This window comes from Burkholderia sp. AU32262, from assembly GCF_020419985.1.
In the GTDB taxonomy this organism is placed as follows: domain Bacteria; phylum Pseudomonadota; class Gammaproteobacteria; order Burkholderiales; family Burkholderiaceae; genus Burkholderia; species Burkholderia semiarida.
In genome coordinates, this window is sequence record NZ_JAIZRS010000008.1 from 66,001 (window position 1) to 84,423 (window position 18,423).

At 68.4% G+C, this 18,423-nt stretch carries 16 protein-coding genes; 11 read left to right on the forward strand and 5 right to left on the reverse strand.

What is annotated here, in order from left to right:
- Nucleotides 1-307 precede the first annotated feature (307 nt).
- Entirely contained in the window at nucleotides 308-1,495 is a 1,188-nt protein-coding gene (locus tag LGN10_RS11875) for a glycosyltransferase (protein WP_124860152.1), read from the forward strand.
- Between the two features lie 122 nt (nucleotides 1,496-1,617).
- Here the strand turns inward: LGN10_RS11875 and LGN10_RS11880 are convergent, their stop codons facing one another.
- Entirely contained in the window at nucleotides 1,618-3,024 is a 1,407-nt protein-coding gene (locus LGN10_RS11880; RefSeq protein ID WP_226223476.1) for a phage tail protein, read from the reverse strand.
- Nucleotides 3,025-3,132: 108 nt separating this feature from the next.
- Nucleotides 3,133-4,140, reverse strand: a complete 1,008-nt coding sequence (gene hpnA, locus LGN10_RS11885; RefSeq protein WP_226223478.1) for a hopanoid-associated sugar epimerase — start codon at nucleotides 4,138-4,140, stop codon at nucleotides 3,133-3,135.
- 152 nt (nucleotides 4,141-4,292) lie between these two features.
- On the opposite strand from hpnA, the gene LGN10_RS11890 reads away from it, so the two are divergent.
- From LGN10_RS11890 to LGN10_RS11900, 3 genes are all read left to right on the forward strand, one after another.
- Nucleotides 4,293-4,589: an acylphosphatase gene (locus tag LGN10_RS11890; RefSeq protein WP_006480292.1), complete on the forward strand. Its 297-nt coding sequence runs from the start codon at nucleotides 4,293-4,295 to the stop codon at nucleotides 4,587-4,589.
- A gap of 16 nt (nucleotides 4,590-4,605) precedes the next feature.
- Nucleotides 4,606-5,505: an EamA family transporter RarD gene (rarD, locus tag LGN10_RS11895; RefSeq protein ID WP_124658192.1), complete on the forward strand. Its 900-nt coding sequence runs from the start codon at nucleotides 4,606-4,608 to the stop codon at nucleotides 5,503-5,505.
- Nucleotides 5,506-5,926: 421 nt separating this feature from the next.
- Nucleotides 5,927-7,051 (forward strand): OpgC domain-containing protein, encoded by a 1,125-nt coding sequence (locus LGN10_RS11900; protein WP_226223483.1) that lies wholly within the window; start codon nucleotides 5,927-5,929, stop codon nucleotides 7,049-7,051.
- 53 nt (nucleotides 7,052-7,104) lie between these two features.
- On the opposite strand, the gene LGN10_RS11905 is transcribed toward LGN10_RS11900, so the two are convergent.
- Together LGN10_RS11905 and LGN10_RS11910 are read right to left on the reverse strand one after the other, a co-directional pair.
- Nucleotides 7,105-7,311: a hypothetical protein gene (locus LGN10_RS11905; protein WP_059581729.1), complete on the reverse strand. Its 207-nt coding sequence runs from the start codon at nucleotides 7,309-7,311 to the stop codon at nucleotides 7,105-7,107.
- A gap of 120 nt (nucleotides 7,312-7,431) precedes the next feature.
- Nucleotides 7,432-8,949, reverse strand: a complete 1,518-nt coding sequence (locus LGN10_RS11910) for a peptide MFS transporter (RefSeq protein WP_060011293.1) — start codon at nucleotides 8,947-8,949, stop codon at nucleotides 7,432-7,434.
- 497 nt (nucleotides 8,950-9,446) lie between these two features.
- Between LGN10_RS11910 and LGN10_RS11915 the strand changes: the two genes are divergently transcribed.
- The 7 genes from LGN10_RS11915 (at nucleotide 9,447) to LGN10_RS11945 (ending at nucleotide 17,338) form a co-directional block, all read left to right on the forward strand.
- On the forward strand, nucleotides 9,447-10,025 hold the full coding sequence (locus LGN10_RS11915; RefSeq protein WP_011548888.1) for a cupin domain-containing protein: 579 nt from the start codon (nucleotides 9,447-9,449) through the stop codon (nucleotides 10,023-10,025).
- A 178-nt stretch (nucleotides 10,026-10,203) separates the two neighbouring features.
- Entirely contained in the window at nucleotides 10,204-11,820 is a 1,617-nt protein-coding gene (locus LGN10_RS11920; RefSeq protein ID WP_059581732.1) for a peptide ABC transporter substrate-binding protein, read from the forward strand.
- A gap of 11 nt (nucleotides 11,821-11,831) precedes the next feature.
- Complete coding sequence (locus tag LGN10_RS11925) at nucleotides 11,832-12,770, forward strand: ABC transporter permease subunit (protein WP_059581735.1); 939 nt, start codon at nucleotides 11,832-11,834, stop codon at nucleotides 12,768-12,770.
- Between the two features lie 13 nt (nucleotides 12,771-12,783).
- Complete coding sequence (locus tag LGN10_RS11930; RefSeq protein ID WP_059644373.1) at nucleotides 12,784-13,686, forward strand: ABC transporter permease; 903 nt, start codon at nucleotides 12,784-12,786, stop codon at nucleotides 13,684-13,686.
- Between the two features lie 2 nt (nucleotides 13,687-13,688).
- Nucleotides 13,689-14,681, forward strand: coding sequence for an ABC transporter ATP-binding protein (locus LGN10_RS11935; protein ID WP_226223484.1), 993 nt, complete (start codon nucleotides 13,689-13,691; stop codon nucleotides 14,679-14,681).
- Entirely contained in the window at nucleotides 14,678-15,700 is a 1,023-nt protein-coding gene (locus LGN10_RS11940; protein ID WP_059581742.1) for an ABC transporter ATP-binding protein, read from the forward strand. Before LGN10_RS11935 ends, LGN10_RS11940 begins: the two co-directional genes overlap by 4 nt.
- 165 nt (nucleotides 15,701-15,865) lie before the next feature.
- Entirely contained in the window at nucleotides 15,866-17,338 is a 1,473-nt protein-coding gene (locus LGN10_RS11945; protein ID WP_124658197.1) for an OprD family porin, read from the forward strand.
- 54 nt (nucleotides 17,339-17,392) lie between these two features.
- On the opposite strand, the gene LGN10_RS11950 is transcribed toward LGN10_RS11945, so the two are convergent.
- Entirely contained in the window at nucleotides 17,393-18,385 is a 993-nt protein-coding gene (locus tag LGN10_RS11950) for a DedA family protein/thiosulfate sulfurtransferase GlpE (protein WP_099318050.1), read from the reverse strand.
- Between the last annotated feature and the right edge of the window lie 38 nt (nucleotides 18,386-18,423).

Below are 18,423 nucleotides of genomic sequence, written 5' to 3' on the forward strand. Positions count from 1 at the left end.
CCGGCCAGGCCCCGGAACCCCGAATTAATCGCGCATTTTAACCCTATCGGGCCGTCCTTGCTTCGGTGCCGTATCGACACCGTTGCAATTGCGGGAGAGCCGCTTCGGCGCTGGCGCGCGCGGAACCCGGTAAACTGCGCGGTTTCGCGGGCGGCCGCTCCGGCTGCCCGCCATCGCGCTCATTTCAAGGCCATTCGATGACCGTCGATTCTTACGCGTATTGCCCGTCCGCCCCTGCGGGGCCGGGTGTTTTGTTCCAGACCCTTATTGATGTCGCACGCGCCGGTGCCCGGCAGGGGGCAGGCCGATGATGCTCGCGATCGCCTTCCTGGTGTCCGGCCTGTCGCTGGTGATCTGGATCGTGCTGCTCGTCGCGCGCGGCGGCTTCTGGCGCGCGCAGCCCGCGCGGCCGCTGCCGGCCGACGCCCGCGGCGCGGCGGCCGAGGCCGGCTGGCCGGCCGTCGTGGCCGTCGTGCCGGCGCGCAACGAAGCCGACGTGATCGCCCGCGCGGCGACTTCGCTGCTCGAGCAGGACTATCCGGGCGACTTTCATCTGATCATCGTCGACGACCACAGCGACGACGGCACCGCCGACGCGGCCCGCGCGGCCGCGCTCGCGATCAACCGCGCCGACCGGCTGACGGTGCTGAGCGCGAAGCCGCTGCCGGCCGGCTGGTCGGGCAAGGTGTGGGCGCAATCGCAGGGGATCGCCGCGGTGCAGACGCTTGGCCTGCCGGCCGACTACCTGTTGCTGACGGATGCCGACATCGGTCATCCGCCCGACGCCGTCGCGCAGCTCGTCACGCGCGCGCAGGCCGAAAATCGCGATCTCGTGTCGCTGATGGTGCGGCTGCGCTGCGATTCGTTCTGGGAAAAGGCGTTGATTCCGGCGTTCGTGTTCTTCTTCGCGAAGCTGTACCCGTTCTCGTGGATCAACAACCCGCGCAACCGGACGGCCGGCGCCGCCGGCGGCTGCATGCTCGTGAAGCGCACGGCGCTCGAGGAAGCGGGCGGCATCGAATCGATTCGCGGCGCGCTGATCGACGACTGCAGCCTTGCCGCGCAGATCAAGCATCGCGGCGGCGGCCGCCATCCGATCCGGCTCGATCTCGCCGATCGCAGCGTGTCGCTGCGCCCGTACGACAGCTGGCGCGACATCTGGAACATGATCGCGCGCACCGCGTTCACGCAGTTGCACTATTCGCCGCTGCTGCTGGCCGGCACGCTGCTCGGGATGACGATCATCTATCTGGTGCCGCCCGTCGCCGCGCTGGCCTACGGCGCGCGCGCATGGCCGGCCTGGCTCGCGTGGGCGTCGATGTGCGCCGCGTATGCGCCGATGCTGCGCTACTACCGGCGCTCGCCGCTGTGGGCGCCCGCGCTGCCGCTCGTCGCGCTGTTCTACGTCGGCGCGACGTTCGCGTCCGCGTGGCGTTACTGGCGCGGCAAGGGCGGCCAGTGGAAGGCGCGCGTGCAGGCGCCGGTGGAGCGCTGACCCACGCCGGCGGATGCCGCCGCCGTACCGATAAACCGGCCCCCTGAAAACACACAGCCCGGATCGACGCAAGCCGATTCGGGCTGTTTGCTTTCCGGCCGGTTGCCGGCCGATGCCGGCGCTTACCGCTGCGTCAGCATCATGTACATCTGGATCACGACGTCCGGCGAGAACGTGAACGGCACCCAGCCGTAGCCCGTGTGGCGCGCGACCAGCAGGCGGTCGCCGTTCGCCTGCTTCTGCACGGCCATCATCGGGTTCTTCGTCGTCACGAAACGCCAGCCGGCCGGAATGCCGGGCGGCGGCTCCGGCTGCATCGACGCGCGTGCATGCGCAAGCTCCTCGATCAACTGGCCCAGTTGCTCGGGATGCAGCGTGATCGACTGGCCGTTGATGGACAGCGTGAGTTCGTTCTGGGACGGGCGCGACACGTGCAGCGTCGCCTTGTCGGCAGGCGCGGCAGCGGCGTCGGCTTCAACCGCGGTTTCGGCTCGTGTGGTCGGAATCGGTGCCGTCTCGGCATCGGCCGGCGCGCCGGCTGCTTCGACCACTTCGACCGTCTCGACCGTTTCAGCCACGGCCGGCGCGGCCGCGTTCACGGACGCTGGCGGCGCCACCGCCGGCTCGACGACTTCAGCCGCCACGGCGGTTGCCGCCGCGCTCGTCGCGGCTTCCTGGACGACGGCCTCGACCAGCGCCTCGGCGTCGGCGATGGCCTTCGCGTGGTGCTGCGCGGCCGCTTCGGCCTGAGCGATCGCCTCGGTATGGCGCTGCGTGATGGCTTCGGCTTCGGCGGTGGCCTCGGCGTGGCGTTGCGCGGCGGCTTCGGCCTGGGCGATCGCCTCGGCGTGGCGTTGCGTGACGGCTTCGGCCTCGGCGGTCGCTTCGGCGTGACGCCGGGCGGCGGCCTGCGTGTCGGCGAGCGCCTGCGTGTGACGCTGGGCGAGCGCCTCGGCCTCGGCGATCGCGGCCCGGTGGCGCTGCGCGGCGGCCTCGGCTTCGGCGGTCGCTTCCGCGTGGCGCTTCGCGGCGGCTTCGGCTTCGGCGGTCGCCGCCGCATGACGTTGCGCGGCCGCTTCGGCTTCGGTCGCGGCAGCGTGATGACGCTGCGCGGCGGCCTCGGCTTCGGCGATCGCCGCCGCGTGCCGCTGCGATGCGGCCTCGGCATCCGCGTGACGTTGCGCGAGCGCTTCGGTCAGCGCGGTGGCTTCCGCATGGCGCTGCGAAGCGGCTTCGGCTTGCGCGGCGGCATCGGTATGACGTTGGGCGGCCGCCTCGGCGACGGCGGTGGCATCGGCATGGCGCCGCTGCGCGGCTTCGGCATCGGCGGCGGCGGCCGTGTGGCGCTGCGCGGCGGCCTTCGCTTCGGCTTCCGCCGCCGCGTGGCGCTCGGCGGCAGCCCGGGCCTCCGCCGCGGCGGCGCGCGCGAAGGCTTCCGCGCTGCGTGCCGCCTGCTGCGCGGCGTGGTGATCGTGGAGGAGCTGATCGACGCCCGTGGCGAGCGAAGCGATCTGATCGTTGAGGTTCATGCGTGTCTTCTCTGCGTAAGACCCGCGATTTTAACCGCTGCGCCGATGCCGGTCCGTGCGCGACGTGTAACAAAGTGCGCAAAGCGGCGCGAGGTGCGCCGCTTTGTGTTACTTCAGGTAGCCCGCCGAGCCGAACCAGTCGAGCGCATCGCGCAGCCCTTCGCGATACGGGCGCGCCCGGTAGCCGAGCTCGCGCTCGGCCTTCGCGGACGTGAAATACATCTTGTTCTTCGACATCCGCAGCCCGTCCACGGTGACGAACGGCTCCTTCTTCGTGAACTTCGCGACCGCTTCGGCGCCCACCGCGAGCGGATACAGCGGCCAGCGCGGCAGCGCGATCGTCGGCGCCTTGCGGCCCGTCATCTGCGCGATGTCCGCGAGCATCTGCTGCAGCGGCAGGTTCTCGCCGCCGAGGATGTAGCGCTCGCCGATCCGGCCGCGCTCGAGCGCGAGGAAGTGGCCGTGCGCGACGTCGTCGACGTGCACGAGGTTCAGCCCCGTATCGACGAACGCGGGAATCTTGCCGAGCGCGGCCTCGACGATGATGCGGCCGGTCGGCGTCGGTTTCACGTCGCGCGGGCCGATCGGCGTCGACGGATTGACGATCACGGCCGGCAGCCCTTCGTCGGCGATCATCCGTTCGACCGCGCGCTCCGCGAGCACCTTGCTGCGCTTGTAGACGCCGATCGCCTGCTCGGCCGTGAGCGGCCGGTTCTCGTCGGACGGGTCGCCGGCGCTCGTCACCTTCAGCGTCGCGACGCTGCTCGTGTAGACGATCCGCTCGACGCCTTCCGCGCGGGCCGCGCGCATCGTCGCGACCGCGCCTTCGAGGTTCGCGCGCTCGATCTCGTCGGGATCGGGCGCCCACAGCCGGTAGTCGGCCGCCACGTGCAGCAGGTAGCGCACGCCGCGCAGCGCGGCGCGCATCGACGCCTCGTCGCGCATGTCGCCGGTGACGATCTCGGCATCGAGATCCGCGACGTTCGTGCGCAGGCTGGTCGGGCGCACGAGCACGCGCACCGCATAGCCTTTCTGCTGCGCGATGCGCGCGACGGCCGAGCCGACGAAACCGGACGCGCCGGTGACGAGAACGAGATCGCGGGAAGTATCAGTCATGCGTTTCCTTCTGGGCCGCGCGGGCGGCGCGGCGGTTGGGCATCGGCGAGATTGTACGTGGTCGGCGGGCGCGGCGACGCCCGGCCGGCGCGTGTGCGAAGCGGCCGACGCGACTACAATGCCGGGCTTGAATGCAACGGGAGGGCGACGCGATGAGCCGCAATGAACTGGACGAACGGATCGAGACCTACTACGTGCGGGTGCGCGGCGTCGTGCAGGGCGTCGGCTTTCGTCATGCGACGGTGCGCGAAGCGCATGCGCTGAAGCTGCGCGGCTGGGTCGCGAATCTCGAGGACGGCACCGTCGAGGCGATGATCCAGGGGCCCGGCGCACAGATCGACCGGATGCTCGCGTGGCTGCGTCACGGGCCGCCCGCCGCGCGCGTGACCGAGGTGACGTTCGAGGAACGCCGCACCGAGAAGCGCTTCGAACGTTTCCAGCAGCAGTAAGGGGCACACGACGATCATGACGGGGTATCCGGAGGCGGGGCGCGGCCTCATGCTGTCGGTGATGGCGTCGACGCTGTTCGCGCTGATGTCGGCTTACGCGAAACTGCTCGCGCCGCTCACGGGGCTCGACATCTTCGCGTGGCGCATCCTCTGGACCGCGCCGGGCGCGCTCGCGCTGATCGCGCTGCGCGGCCGCTGGCCGGCGCTCGTCGCCCTCGCCGCGCGCGGTGCGCGCGACTGGCGCCTGCTGATCGCGCTGCCGGCGAGCGCGGCGCTGCTCGGCGTGCAGCTGTGGCTGTTCCTGTGGGCGCCGCTGCACGGCCGCATGCTCGAAGTGTCGCTCGGCTATTTCCTGCTGCCGCTGACGATGGTGCTCGTCGGCCGCTTCTACTATCGCGAACGGCTCGACCCGCTGCAATGGGCGGCGGTCGCCTGTGCGGCGCTCGGTGTCGCGCACGAGGTGTGGGCGACGCGCGCGTTCGCGTGGCCGACGCTGGTCGTCGCGCTCGGCTATCCGCCGTATTTCGTGCTGCGCCGGCGCATCAGCGCCGATTCGCTGGCCGCGTTCGCGATCGAGATCGTGCTGCTGTGCCCGGTCGCGTTCGCGATGGTCGCGGCGAGCACGACGCGTGTCGCCGGCCATCCGCTGCTGTGGGCCGCGCTGCTGCCGGGGCTCGGCATTCTCAGCACGCTCGCGCTCGCGAGCTACCTGAAGGCGAGCCGCATGCTGCCGATGGCGCTGTTCGGGATTCTCGGCTACGTCGAGCCGGTGCTGCTCGTCGTGGTGTCGCTGCTGCTGCTCGGCGAAACGCTGAGCGTCGCGCAGCTCGCGACGTACGGGCCGATCTGGGTCGCCGTCGCGCTGACCGCATGGCACAGCGCGATGCTGATGCGGCGCTTGCCCGCGCGCGGGTAACGGCCTCGTCGCGATGCGCGGGCCGTGCGGAAACGTGCCGCGCATCGCGTGCTTCATCGACCGTCGAACGGCGCCCGTTTCGCTGCGGAATCCCGCCGAATCCAATCGGTACCGACCGGCAACCGACGCCGCGCTGACGCGAATCTGGCGACGCCGCCAGCTTCGTTGCGCCACGCTCGCGCTTGTAATCGAAGAGAAGATTCAGTTGCATTTTGTTACTTAGGGTCTCCGCTGATCGGCCATTAGACTGACCTGACCGACTTCCCTTCGTATGCAGATTTTCGATGAACGGTCATCTCCGTGCCTGGCCAGCCGGGTTGGCGCGATACGGGCATACGCGTATCGCCGCCGATCGCGTTCGCCTGCTTGTTCCCGATCCCCTCCCCGGTGCACGCCGCACCGCCGCCGTACAGGTGCGCTCATGTCGTTGAGCCCGCTGCATTCCACTACGGTGCAGCCGCCGCGCAGCGGCCGCCTGATCGAAATCGATTTCTTCCGCGGGCTGGTGCTGTTGATGATCGTCGTCGATCACATCGGCGCGAGCGTGCTGTCGCGCGTGACGCTGCACGCGTTCGCGCTGTGCGATGCGGCCGAGGTGTTCGTGTTCCTCGGCGGCTTCGCGACCGCGAGCGCGTACGGCGCGATCGCCGAGCGGCACGGCGCGCGCGCCGCGCAGCAGCGGTTCGTGCGGCGCGCGATGCAGATCTACCGCGCGTTTCTCGCGACGTCGACGCTGATGCTCGTCGTGTCGGCGGTGCTCGACCACTACGGGATCGATGCGCCGAACCTCGCGCTCGACGACGTCAGCGTGATGCTCGCGTCGCCGCTCACGGGGCTCGCCGAGCTGCTGACGTTCCAGCGCCAGCCGTATCTCGCGTCGGTGCTGCCGATGTACGTGCTGTTCGCGCTCGCGTCGCCCGTGCTCGTGCCGTTCGCGCGGCGTCATCCGTGGCTGCTCGTCGCGATCAGCGTCGCGTCGTGGCTCGCGGCGGGCTGGCTCGGCCCCGAGCTGCTGGACACCGACGGCTTTCGCTGGAGCTTCAACCCGTTCGCGTGGCAACTGATGTTCGTCGCCGGCGTGCTCGCGCGCTGCCAGCCGTTCTACCGGCGCATCGCGCTCGGCCGCTGGGGCGCCGCGGCGACCGGGCTCGCGTGCGCGATCGTGCTCGGTTGCGCGAGCTACAAGCTGTTTTCGGGGCTGCCGGTGCCGGAAGGCGTGTTCAAGCGCGATCTCGCGCTGCCGCGCGTCGTGAGCTTCGCGGCCGTCGCGTGGCTGATGGCCGATTGCGTGCGCTTCGGCTGGATCGCGCGGATCGCGCAGGGCGTGCGGCCCGTCGTGGCGGTCGGCCAGCGCGGGCTGGTCTGCTTCGTCGCGGGCGCGGCGATCTCGCTCGTGATCGATTCGCTGCTGCATCCGGTCGTGCGCGGCGCCGATCTGCGGCATGTCGGCGTGGGCCTCGTGGCCGACGCGTGCGCGCTCGGGCTGATGATGGCGGTGGCCGGTTCGGGAACGTGGATCGCGCGATGGCGCGGCGCGGCGGCGTAGGCGCGCGGAAGCGGCGTATGCGGCGTATGCGGCGCGGCAGGCGCCGCGCGGCGTCAGTGAGGTGAGCCGATACGGGAGCGGGGCGTGGCGGTGGCGTCGTCGGGTTCGGCGTCGTCGCGTTCGTCCTGCGCCGGCTCGTCGCGCTCCGCGAGCACCGCATCGGCTTCGGCCGCGGCCCGGGCGGCGCGCATCGCGGTGCAGCGCTGCGCGTGCCGGATGTCCGACAGGATCCTCAAAAGCCGCGTCGTCTTGCTTTTCATCGTGTTCTCCCGCCAGTGCGCATCTCGCGAAGCGGATGCGTTGCCCGCAACCAGTGTAGGACGCGTTCGCGTTTCTGGCGGGAGAATGTGGCGTGCACGCCGCACGCCGAGGGATAGTCCTTACTGCGCGGCGGCGGCCTGCGCCTGCAGCGCTTCTTCGCGGCGCTCGTCCGTGCAGCGCTGATGCTGGCGCGACAGGCGGTTCATCAGCGGCAGCAGCAGCAGCGCGAGCAGCATGCCGATCGCGGCGAGCCAGCCGAGCTTCTCGAACAGCGACAGGTAGAGCGGCAGCGATTCGGTGGCCGGCAGTTCGTGCGACGGCATCTGCGCGAAGTTCGCGACGACGCTGCCCAGATACTGCGACACGCCCGTCGCGACGAAATACGCGCCCATCATGAAGCCGCTCATGCGCGCCGGCACGTAGCGGGCGATCATCGCGAGGCCGAGGCCGCTCACCAGCAGCTCGCCGAGCGAGTACAGGCCGTAGCCCCACACCATGAACCACGACGACACGCGGCCGTCGACCGCATAGCGGCCGCTGATCGTGAACACCAGGTAGCCCGCGGCGACCGCACCGAAACCGAGCGCGTACTTCGCGGCGACCGGCAGATCGCGCCCGCCCTTCGCGACGGCGTTGTAGACCCACACGAGCACCGGGCTCAGCAGCATGATCCAGATCGGGTTCAGCGCCTGGAACTGCGCGGCGCTCCACGTGAACAGCGTCGTGCCGAACAGCATGAAGCGCGGATCGACGTTGCGCAGCGCGAACAGCGTCAGCGACGTCGACATCTGCACGTAGAAGATGAAGAACAGGATCACCTGGCCGATCAGCACGAGCGCCGCGATCAGGCCCGCGCGCTCCGAGCGCTCCGATTTCGCGATCATGTACGCGAAGATCGCGAGAATCGCGAATGCGGCCGTCCACACGCTCGCGACCGCGAGCTGCTTGTGCTGCAGCACGTACAGCGTGACCAGCGCGAGCGCGACGCCGCCGGCCGCGACCGCGCCGAGGCGCTTCCAGCGGATCGGCTCGTCGTCCGGCTGCGAGCCGACGTGCGCGAGCGTGCGGTGCATCAGCATGAAGTTGAGGATCGCCAGCAGCATGCCGCCGCAGCAGACCGCGAACGCGGTGTGCCAGCCCCAGTGATCCTTGATCCACGGCGTCGCGAGCATCGACACCGTCGAGCCGATGTTGACCGCCATGTAGTAGATCGTGAACGCGCTGTCGATGCGCGCGTCGTCGCCTTCGTAGATGCGGCGCACGAGGTTCGCCGCGTTGGCCTTGAACAGGCCGTTGCCGACGACGATCACGCCGAGCGACGCGTACATGTACGCCAGGTGATCGTTCGGCACCGCGAGCATCAGGTAGCCGGCGCACAGCACGGACGCGCCGATGATCATCGTGCGGCGCGCGCCGAGCACCTTGTCGCCGATCCAGCCGCCGATCGACGGCGCGGCGTAGACGAGCGCGGTGAACGCCCCCCACGTCAGGTTCGCGTGGCTGTCGGTGAAGCCGAGCCGGTCGACCATGAAGAGGACCAGGAGCGCGGCCATGCCGTAGTAGCCGAAGCGCTCCCACATTTCGATGAGGAAGACCGTCGTAAACGATCGGGTCTGTGAAACAGGTGCTTGCATCATCAATCTCGTTTGAAACGGACGGCGCGGATCGCGCGTCGCCTTGGGGTCGAACTGGCGCCGGAGCACGGTGGCCGGGTAGGCTTGGCGTCGGCGATGGAGCAGTCGGGCGGTTAGCCCGGGCCGGGGTCGAACTCCGCGTTGGAAGGCGGAGCAAGCCCCCGACCGGCGCGCGAATGGTAACGTTTGCCGGTCCGGTGCGTCGGGTCCGCGCCACTTAGGGAAACTCCCGATATGGCAGCAGCTTTCAGGAACATTTGTCTCATCATCTACTTGTAAGCTTCGCGACCGTTCTCCGCAAATTCCCGGAGAGCCGCTTGCAGCTTGCCTGTGAAGCCGGCGAGTCTGGCAAGATAGCGCGTCGTTTCGCTCGCTTCGGCCCCTGTTTAGTGCACCGGGCTCAACGCCGAAAGCGTGTACGAAACCGAAGATTAAGCTATCTCTAATTAACTTAGTTACTTTCCATCAAACATTTTTTGACGACCACTTTTCGGCCTGCTATGGTTCCCCCCACTGAAAACTCGCGATCGGCAGACGCTGTCGCACTGGGCAGCAAGATTCGCGCGTTGCGCCAACGTCTGAAGCGCACGCTCGACGACACCGCTACCGCCGCGGGGATTTCGAAGCCGTTTCTGTCTCAAGTCGAGCGCGGGCTCGCGTCGCCGTCACTGACGTCGCTGGCCGGTATCGCCCACGCGCTCGGCGTGACGGTGCAGTACTTCGTGGATACGCCGAGCGAGGAACGCTCGGTGTGCCGAGGCGATCAGTTGCGCTTCTTCGGGTTTGCCGATTCGGCGAACCTGTTCGCGCGACTGACGAACGTGTCCGAAGGGCGCCAGCTGGAGGCGATCCTCGTGAGGATGCCGCCGGGGCAGAAGCGGTCGGAGGTGACGACACATGCAGGAGAGGAGTTCCTGTACGTGATTGAAGGGGAAGTGTCGCTGACGCTGGAAGGCAAGACGTTCGTCCTGCAGGCCGGGGACAGTTCGCACTATCAGTCGACGGTGCCGCACAGCTGGGTCAACACCGCGAAGATCGAGTCGGTGGTGGTCTGGGTCGGTACGCCGCGGCTGTTCTAACGCACGGGTATTCCTTCGTTTCTTCGACGGGATGCCCGTCGAAAGAAATGTAAGGAATACTAACATGCAATACGAGAACCACGGGCCTCCCCGATCGCTGCACCCGTCAGCGTCTCACGCGTAAGCCGCGGCATCCGCCGCGCGACGCCCACCGAACCACCTTCTCAAGACCGCCACGATGAAATCCTTGCATGCCATGTCGGCCGTGCTGGCCGCGCTCGCCCTGACGACGCCCGCCGCCCACGCCGTGACCGTTCCGTCCAACGTCGCGCTCGCTCCCCAACAGGACCTCACGCGCCAGGTGCCGGCCGAAGTCGAGTCGCTCGACCCGGCGCACATCGAATCGTGGACCGGCAACACGATCGGCCTCGACCTGTTCGAAGGGCTCGCGCGCATCGACGCGGCCGGCCAGATCGTGCCGGGCGTGGCGCTGTCGTGGGAACGCAAGACGCCGCAGACCTGGATCTTCAAGCTTCGCCACGACGCGAAGTGGAGCAACGGCCAGCCGGTGACGGCCGCCGATTTCGTCTACTCGTGGCAGCGTCTCGTCGATCCGAAGACGGGCTCGAAGTACACGATCCTCGTCGAGTTCATCAAGAACTCGAAGGACATCATCGCCGGCAAGGCCGCGCCGTCGACGCTCGGCGTGCGTGCGGTCGACCCGTACACGCTCGAGGTGACGACCGACGTGCCCGTCGCGTTCTTCCCCGAACTGACCGCGATGGCGCCGCTCGCGCCGGTGAACAAGGACGTGGTCGCGAAGTTCGGCGACGCGTGGACGCGCCCGGGCAACATCGTCAGCAACGGCGCGTACCAGCTCGCCGACTGGCAGCCGAACAACCGCATCGTGGCGACGAAGGACGCGAAGTACTGGAACGCGTCGAAGGTCGTGATCAACAAGGTCACGTACCTGCCGATCGAAAGCGACGAAACCGCGATGCGCATGTACCAGGCCGGCCAGATCGACTACAGCTACTCGATCCCGTCGGGCATCTTCCAGCAGGTCAGCAAGCAGTTCGGCGGCGAGCTGCGCCAGGGCCTGCAGCTCGCGACCTACTACTACTACCTGAACAACAGCGACGCGGCGCTGAAGGACAAGCGCGTGCGCCAGGCGCTGTCGATGGTGATCGATCGCGACGTGCTCACGTCGAAGCTCACGCAGGCCGGCGAGAAGCCGATGTACGGGCTGATGCCGAACGGCACGAAGGGCGTGCAGCAGCCGTTCACGCCGGAATGGGCGTCGTGGCCGATGGCCAGGCGCGTCGCGGCCGCGAAGGACCTGCTGAAGCAGGCCGGCTACTCGGACGCGAAGCCGCTGTCGTTTACGCTCACGTACAACACCAACGACCTGCACAAGAAGGTCGCGCTGTTCGCCGCGTCGGAGTGGCGCACGAAGCTCGGCATCAACACGAAGCTCGAGAACGTCGAGTTCAAGGTGCTGATGAAGCAGCGGCACGACGGCAAAGTGCAGATCGCGCGTGACGGCTGGTTCGCCGACTACAACGACGCGATGACCTTCTTCGACCTGATCCGCTGCGGCAGCGCGCAGAACACCGTCGGCTACTGCAACAAGCAGGTGGACGCGCTCGTCGAGGAAGGCAACCAGAAGCTCGACGACCAGGCGCGCGCCGCGCTGCTCACGCAGGCGCACGACATGGCGATGAAGGACACGCCGATGGTGCCGCTGTTCCAGTATTCGGCCGACCGTCTCGTGAAGTCGTACGTTGGCGGTTATTCGCTGAAGAACGTGATCGACATGCGCGCCTCGCAGGACATGTACCTGATCAAGCACTGAGCGGAGCGATCATGCTGGCCTACGCATTGAGGCGCACGTTGTGGGCGGTGCCGACGATCCTCGCGGTCATCACCGTCTGCTACCTGCTGCTGCACTTCACGCCCGGCGGCCCGTTCGATACGGAGAAGCAGTTGTCCGCCGCGACGCTCGCGAACCTGAACGCGAAGTACCACCTCGACGAGCCGCTGTGGAAGCAGTACCTGCTGTATCTCGGCTCGCTGCTGCACGGCGATCTCGGCCCGTCGTTCCGTTACGTCGACTGGTCGGTCAACGATCTCGTGAAGAAGGCGCTGCCCGTGAGCCTCGGCGTCGGCGGCGTGTCGATCCCGATCTCGATCGTGCTCGGCGTGCTGCTCGGCACCGTCGCGGCCGTGCGCCGCGACAGCGTGATCGACCGCTTCGTGATGCTGATCGGCAACTTCGGCAACGTCGTGCCGCCGTTCGTGCTCGGCCCCGTGATGGTGTGGATCTTCGCGATCCTGCTGAAGACGTCGGAAGGCAACGGCTGGCTGCCGGCCGGCGGCTGGGGCGACGGCGGCTGGCGGTACCGGCTGCTGCCGATCGCGCTGCTGACCCTCATCAACGTGTCGCTGCTCGCGCGCGTGATGCGCGGCTCGATGATCGAGACGCTGTCGAGCAACTACATCCGCACCGCGCGCGCGAAGGGCCTGCCGGGCTCGACCATCGTGCTGCGCCACGCGCTCAAGCCCGCGCTGATGCCGGTCGTGTCGCTGTTCGGCACGGTCTGCATCACGTCGATCACGGCGGCCGTCGTCACCGAATCGGTGTTCGCGCTGCCGGGCCTCGGGCAACTCGTCGTGAACGGCGCCATCAACCGTGACTACACGCTGGTGCTCGGCCTCGTCGTGCTGACGACCGTCTTCGCGGTGCTGTTCAACCTGCTGGTCGACCTCGCGTACGCGTGGCTCGATCCGCGCATCCGTTATTGAGCGAGGCACAGCGATGACCCCGACCACTCCCGTCGTCGGCCTGCCCGTGCAGACCGATTCGCCGCCGCGTTCGCGCTCGCCGCTCGAGCTGGCGTTCGCGCGCTTCCTTCACAACCGTGCGGCCGTGTTCAGCCTCGTGCTGCTCGCGCTGATTACGCTCGCGTGCTTCGTCGGCCCGTGGCTGCTCGCGGCCGATCCCGCCGCGAGCGACTGGGCCTCGATCAGCCTGCCGCCGACCTGGGCGAACCAGCACTGGTTCGGCACCGACGAGCTCGGCCGCGACCTGCTCGTGCGCACGCTGATCGGTGGCCGCGTATCGATCGAGGTCGGCCTGCTCGGCACGCTCGTGTCGGGCCTGTTCGGCGTCGCGTGGGGCGCGACCGCCGGCTTCGCGGGCGGCCGCGTCGACGCCGTGATGATGCGCGTCGTCGACATGATGTACGCGATCCCGTACCTGCTGATCGCGATCCTGATGATGACCCTGTTCGGCCGCTCGTTCATGCTGGTCGTGCTCACCATCAGCGCGTTCTCGTGGATCGACATGGCGCGCGTCGTGCGCGGCCAGACGCTGTCGCTGCGCAACCGCGAGTTCGTCGATGCGGCGCGCGCGATCGGCGTGTCGCCGGCGTCGATCGTGCTGCGCCACGTCGTGCCGAACCTGCTCGGCGTGGTCGTCGTTTACGCGACGGTCTCGGTGCCGAACATCGTGCTCACCGAATCGGTGCTGTCGTTCCTCGGCCTCGGCGTGCAGGAGCCGATGACGAGCTGGGGCGTGCTGATCCAGGACGGCGCGCAGAAACTGGAATCGATGCCGTGGCTGCTGCTGGCCCCGGCCGTCATGCTGTGCGTGACGCTCTACTGCGTGAACTTCGTCGGCGATGGCCTGCGTGACGCGCTCGACCCGAAGGATCGCTGAAGATGGCCGCTCTGTTGGAAGTTGAAAACCTCGGCGTGCGCTTCACGCGCAAGGACGCGCCGCCGATCGACGCCGTGAACGGCGTGTCGTTCTCGCTCGAAGCCGGCAAGACGCTCGGCATCGTCGGCGAATCGGGCTCGGGCAAGAGCCAGACCGTGATGGCGCTGCTCGGCCTGCTGGCCGGCAACGGCACGACGACGGGCGCCGCGCGCTACCGCGGCGACAACCTGCTCGACATGGATACGCGCGCGCTGAACGCGGTGCGCGGCGACCGCATCGCGATGATCTTCCAGGATCCGATGACGTCGCTCAATCCGTTCCTGACGATCGAGCGGCAGATGACCGAGACGCTGCAGCTGCATCGCAAGCTGTCGCGCAAGGAAGCGATCAAGCGCGCGATCGAGGCGCTCGAATCGGTGCGCATTCCCGACGCGGCGCGCCGCATCCGCATGTATCCGCACGAGTTCTCGGGCGGCATGCGGCAGCGCGTGATGATCGCGATGGCGCTCTTGTCCGAGCCGGAAATCCTGATCGCCGACGAGCCGACCACCGCGCTCGACGTGACCGTGCAGGCGCAGATCATCGACCTGCTGCGCGAGCTGAACCGCGAGCGCGGCACCGCGATCGTGCTGATCACGCACGACATGGGCGTGGTCGCCGGCCTCGCCGACGACGTGATGGTCATGTACGCGGGCCGCACCGTCGAATACGCGCCGGCCGACTCGATCTTCGCGGCGCCGTCGCATCCGTACACGATCGGCCTGCTCAACGCGCTGCCGCGCCTGACCGATGCGGACGATGCGCCGCTCGTCGCGATTCCCGGCAACCCGCCGATGCCCGGCACCGCGCCGGCCGGCTGCGCGTTCGCGAAGCGCTGCACGTATGCGGAAGAACGCTGCGGCGCCGAGCGCCCGGCGCTCGTAACCTATGGCGCCGAGGGCGCGGTGCGCGCGTGCCACCGGCCCGTGGCCGATTTGATCGGAGGTCTGCGATGAGCGTCGATGAACGCCGCCAAGCCGGCGCGACGGACGACACGCTGCTGTCCGTCGACAATCTGAAAGTGCATTTCCGCGTGCCGCTCGGCGGCTATCCGTGGTCGCCGAAGGGCACGCTGCGCGCGGTCGACGGCGTGTCGTTCGACGTGAAGCGCGGCGAGACGGTCGGGCTCGTCGGCGAATCGGGCTGCGGCAAGTCGACGCTCGCGCGCGCGCTGATCGGCCTCGTGCCGATGACGGCCGGCACCGTGAAATGGCGCGGCCAGGCCGTCGCGCCCGATCACCTGCGCGGCACCGCGATGCGGCGCGAAGTGCAGATGATCTTCCAGGATCCGCTCGCGTCGCTCGACCCGCGCATGACGATCGAGCAGGTCGTCGCGGAGCCGCTCGTCACGCATCACGCGGGCCTCGGTCGTACCGAAGTGCGCCGCCGCGTGATCTCGATGCTCGAACGCGTCGGCCTGAACGCGCATCACCTGCTGCGTTATCCGCATGAATTTTCCGGCGGGCAGTGCCAGCGCGTCGGCATTGCGCGCGCGCTGATCAGCGAGCCGAAGCTCGTGATCTGCGACGAACCGGTATCGGCGCTCGACGTGTCGATCCAGGCGCAGATCGTGAACCTGCTGCGCGATCTCCAACGCGAACTGTCGTTGTCCTATCTGTTCGTCGCGCACGACCTGGCGGTGGTGAAGGCCATCAGCCAGCGCGTGCTCGTGATGTATCTCGGCCGCGTGATGGAGTTCGGCACGCGGCATGACGTGTACGGCGTGCCGCAGCACCCGTACACGAAGGCGCTGCTCGATGCGGCGCCGACGCCGGAGCCGGCGCGCGAGCGTGCTCGCCGTCCGATGCTGCTGGCGGGCGAGATGCCCTCGCCGCTCAACCCGCCGTCCGGCTGCGCGTTCCGCACGCGCTGTCCGGTCGCGATCGACGCATGCGCGCGGGACGTGCCGCTGCCGGAAGTGCGGCAGGGGTCGGCGGCGCGCGTCGCATGCATCCGCGCGGGCGCGGCGTGCTGAAGTGACACAGCAAACATAACCAGGGCAGGTCAACAGGGGTAGGTGCGGCGCGAACGATCTTCGCACCGCGGGTACAGGCGCGTCCTTAGCGGGGCTCGCCGGGGGGGGCTGGGAGCGGATCGCGACCGGCGTGGACGATATCAACACAAGACGAGAATTATTACGATGAAAAAGCAGAAGACGATCGGGACGGCATCGAAGATGCTGCTTGCATGGGGGCTGCCGGCGCTCGCCGGCGTCTCGCTGACGGGCGTCGCGCACGCCGACGACGCGGCGCCCGCGCCGCTGACGGTCGCGCAGGCCGCGCCGGCCGCCGGCTCGGGCGCACCCGTTGCGCAGGCAACGACCCCGAACGCCATTGTCAATGCCGAGGCCACCCAGGCCGTCACGCCGCCCGACGAGCCGTCGGCGCAGTCGAAATCGAACGGCTTCATCGCCGACAGCCATCTCGACTTCCTGTTCCGCAACTATTCGGACATCCTCGACAACAAGGGCGGGCCGCATCGCCATGCGTGGGTCCAGGGCGTGATGGCGAACTTCGAGTCCGGCTATACGGCGGGCCTGATCGGCTTCGGCGTCGACGCATCGCTGTACGCGGGCCTGAAGCTCGACGGCGGCGCCGGCGCGGGCAACATGGTGCACGTGGCGAAGGGCGGCGGCGGGTCGAACCAGCTTGCATGGGCGTATCCGGGCATCTACGACGTGAAGGCGCGCATCTCGAACACGGTGGTCAAGTACGGTCTGCAGGCCGTCGACAACCCGTTCATGGAGCAGCACGACAACCGCGCGCTGCCGCCGACGTTCCTCGGTGCGACGATCGTCAGCAATGAATTCAAGAACGTGATGCTCGAGGCCGGCAGCTTCACGAAGACCGACGCACGCGGCCATACGACGCTCACCAACCTGACGACGCAATACGGCGGCACGCGCGTGAACCGCCTGACCTACGTCGGCGGCACGTGGGACTACTCGCCGAACGGCGAGGTCGCGCTGTACGCGAACCAGGCCGACGACGTGTGGCACCAGTACTACGCGTCGGTGAAGCACAGCATCGGCAGCCCGCAGACGATCAAGTGGACCGGCTTCGGCAACGTCTACTCGACGCACGACACGGGCGACGCGCTGCAGGGCAAGATCAACAACAACGCGTACAGCCTGTCGCTGGCCGCGCAGCACGGCCCGCACGAGCTGCTGGTCGGCTTCCAGCACGTGCTCGGCGACCAGTTCTTCGACTACCTGAACGAAACGAACGGCATCTTCCTGACCAACTCGATGGACGTCGACTACAACGCGCCGCACGAAAAATCGCTGCAGCTGCGTTACACGTTCTACGGCAAGGAAGCGGGCCTGCCCGGCTTCAAGGCGATGGTGTGGGGCGTGACCGGCTGGGGCGCGGACGGCAGCGCGGGCGCGGCGAACGACCCGAGCAAGTCGAGCATCTACTGGAGCAACGGCGCGCCGGTGCAGGGCCGTCACCACGAGTTCGGCTTCATCCCGTCGTACACGTTCCAGAGCGGCAAGCTGAAGAACACGAAGGTCACGTTCATCGCGATGTGGCACAACGGTTCGGCCCACTACTCGGACGCGACGAACACCGAGTACCGTCTGGTCGTGAACCTGCCGCTGCACGCGTTCTGACCGAAGGGGGCGCAAGGCCCCCTGTCTCGCACGGCCGGCCGGCGATCGATGCGATCAGGCCGGCTTGTGCCATCCCGCTACGGAATCGTTCGCGGCGGGCACCTCTTCCACGAGCGACGTTAGCTGGCGGCCCGTATCGCGCCACGCGTCGAGGCCGCCGCGCAATGCGAGCGCATCGGTGAAGCCTGCATCGAGCAGGCGCTTGGCCATCAGCGCGGCCGTCACTTCGTTCGGGCACGAACAATACACGACGAATTTTTGCGTGAGCGGATAGCGCGCGACGATGTCGCCGATCTGGCGCTCGTCGGCGAACTGCGCACCGGGAATCGTGAACGGGTCGAGCTTGCGGTGCTCGGGCGAGCGGACGTCGAGCACGACCGGCGCGGCGGCGTCGCGCAGCAGCATGTCGAGCTCGTCGACGCCGATCCGCGCGTTCGCGAGCTGGCGGATCAGCGCACGGCGGCGCATCCAGCGCACGGCCGCATAGACCGCGAGCAGCGCGACGATGACCAGCAGCACCGCGCGGCCGAGCTGGCTCGCGCCGGCGAACAGCCAGTCGATCTGCCGGTAGAACAGGAGGCCGGCGCCCAGCCCGACGATCGTCCACAGCGCGGCGCCGAGCGCGTCGTAGCCGGCGAACGTGCGGTAGCGCGTGCCGAGCGCGCCGGCCATCGGCACCGACACGAGCGACAACCCCGGAATGAAGCGCGCGACCGCGAGCACGCGCACGCCGTAGCGGCCGAAGAAGCGCTCGGTCTTTTTCACGCAGGTATCGCGCGACAGCGACAGCCGGCAGATCGTCTTCAGCGTCGTGCCGCCGTAACGCCGCCCGGCGACGTACCAGACCGTGTCGCCGACCAGCGCGCCGAGCACCGACAGCGCCACGACCGTCACGAGTTGCGAGCCGATCATGGCCGGATGCATCGCGGACATCGCGCCGAACAGCACGAGCGTCGGCATCGCGGGCACCGGCAGGCCGATGGCCGCCGCGAGCACGTTGGCGAACACGAGAAGCGGCCCGTACTGGGCGACGAGGTCACGGAGCATGACGGCTGGCCGAAAAGGAAACGCGTGGGCAGGAAAGG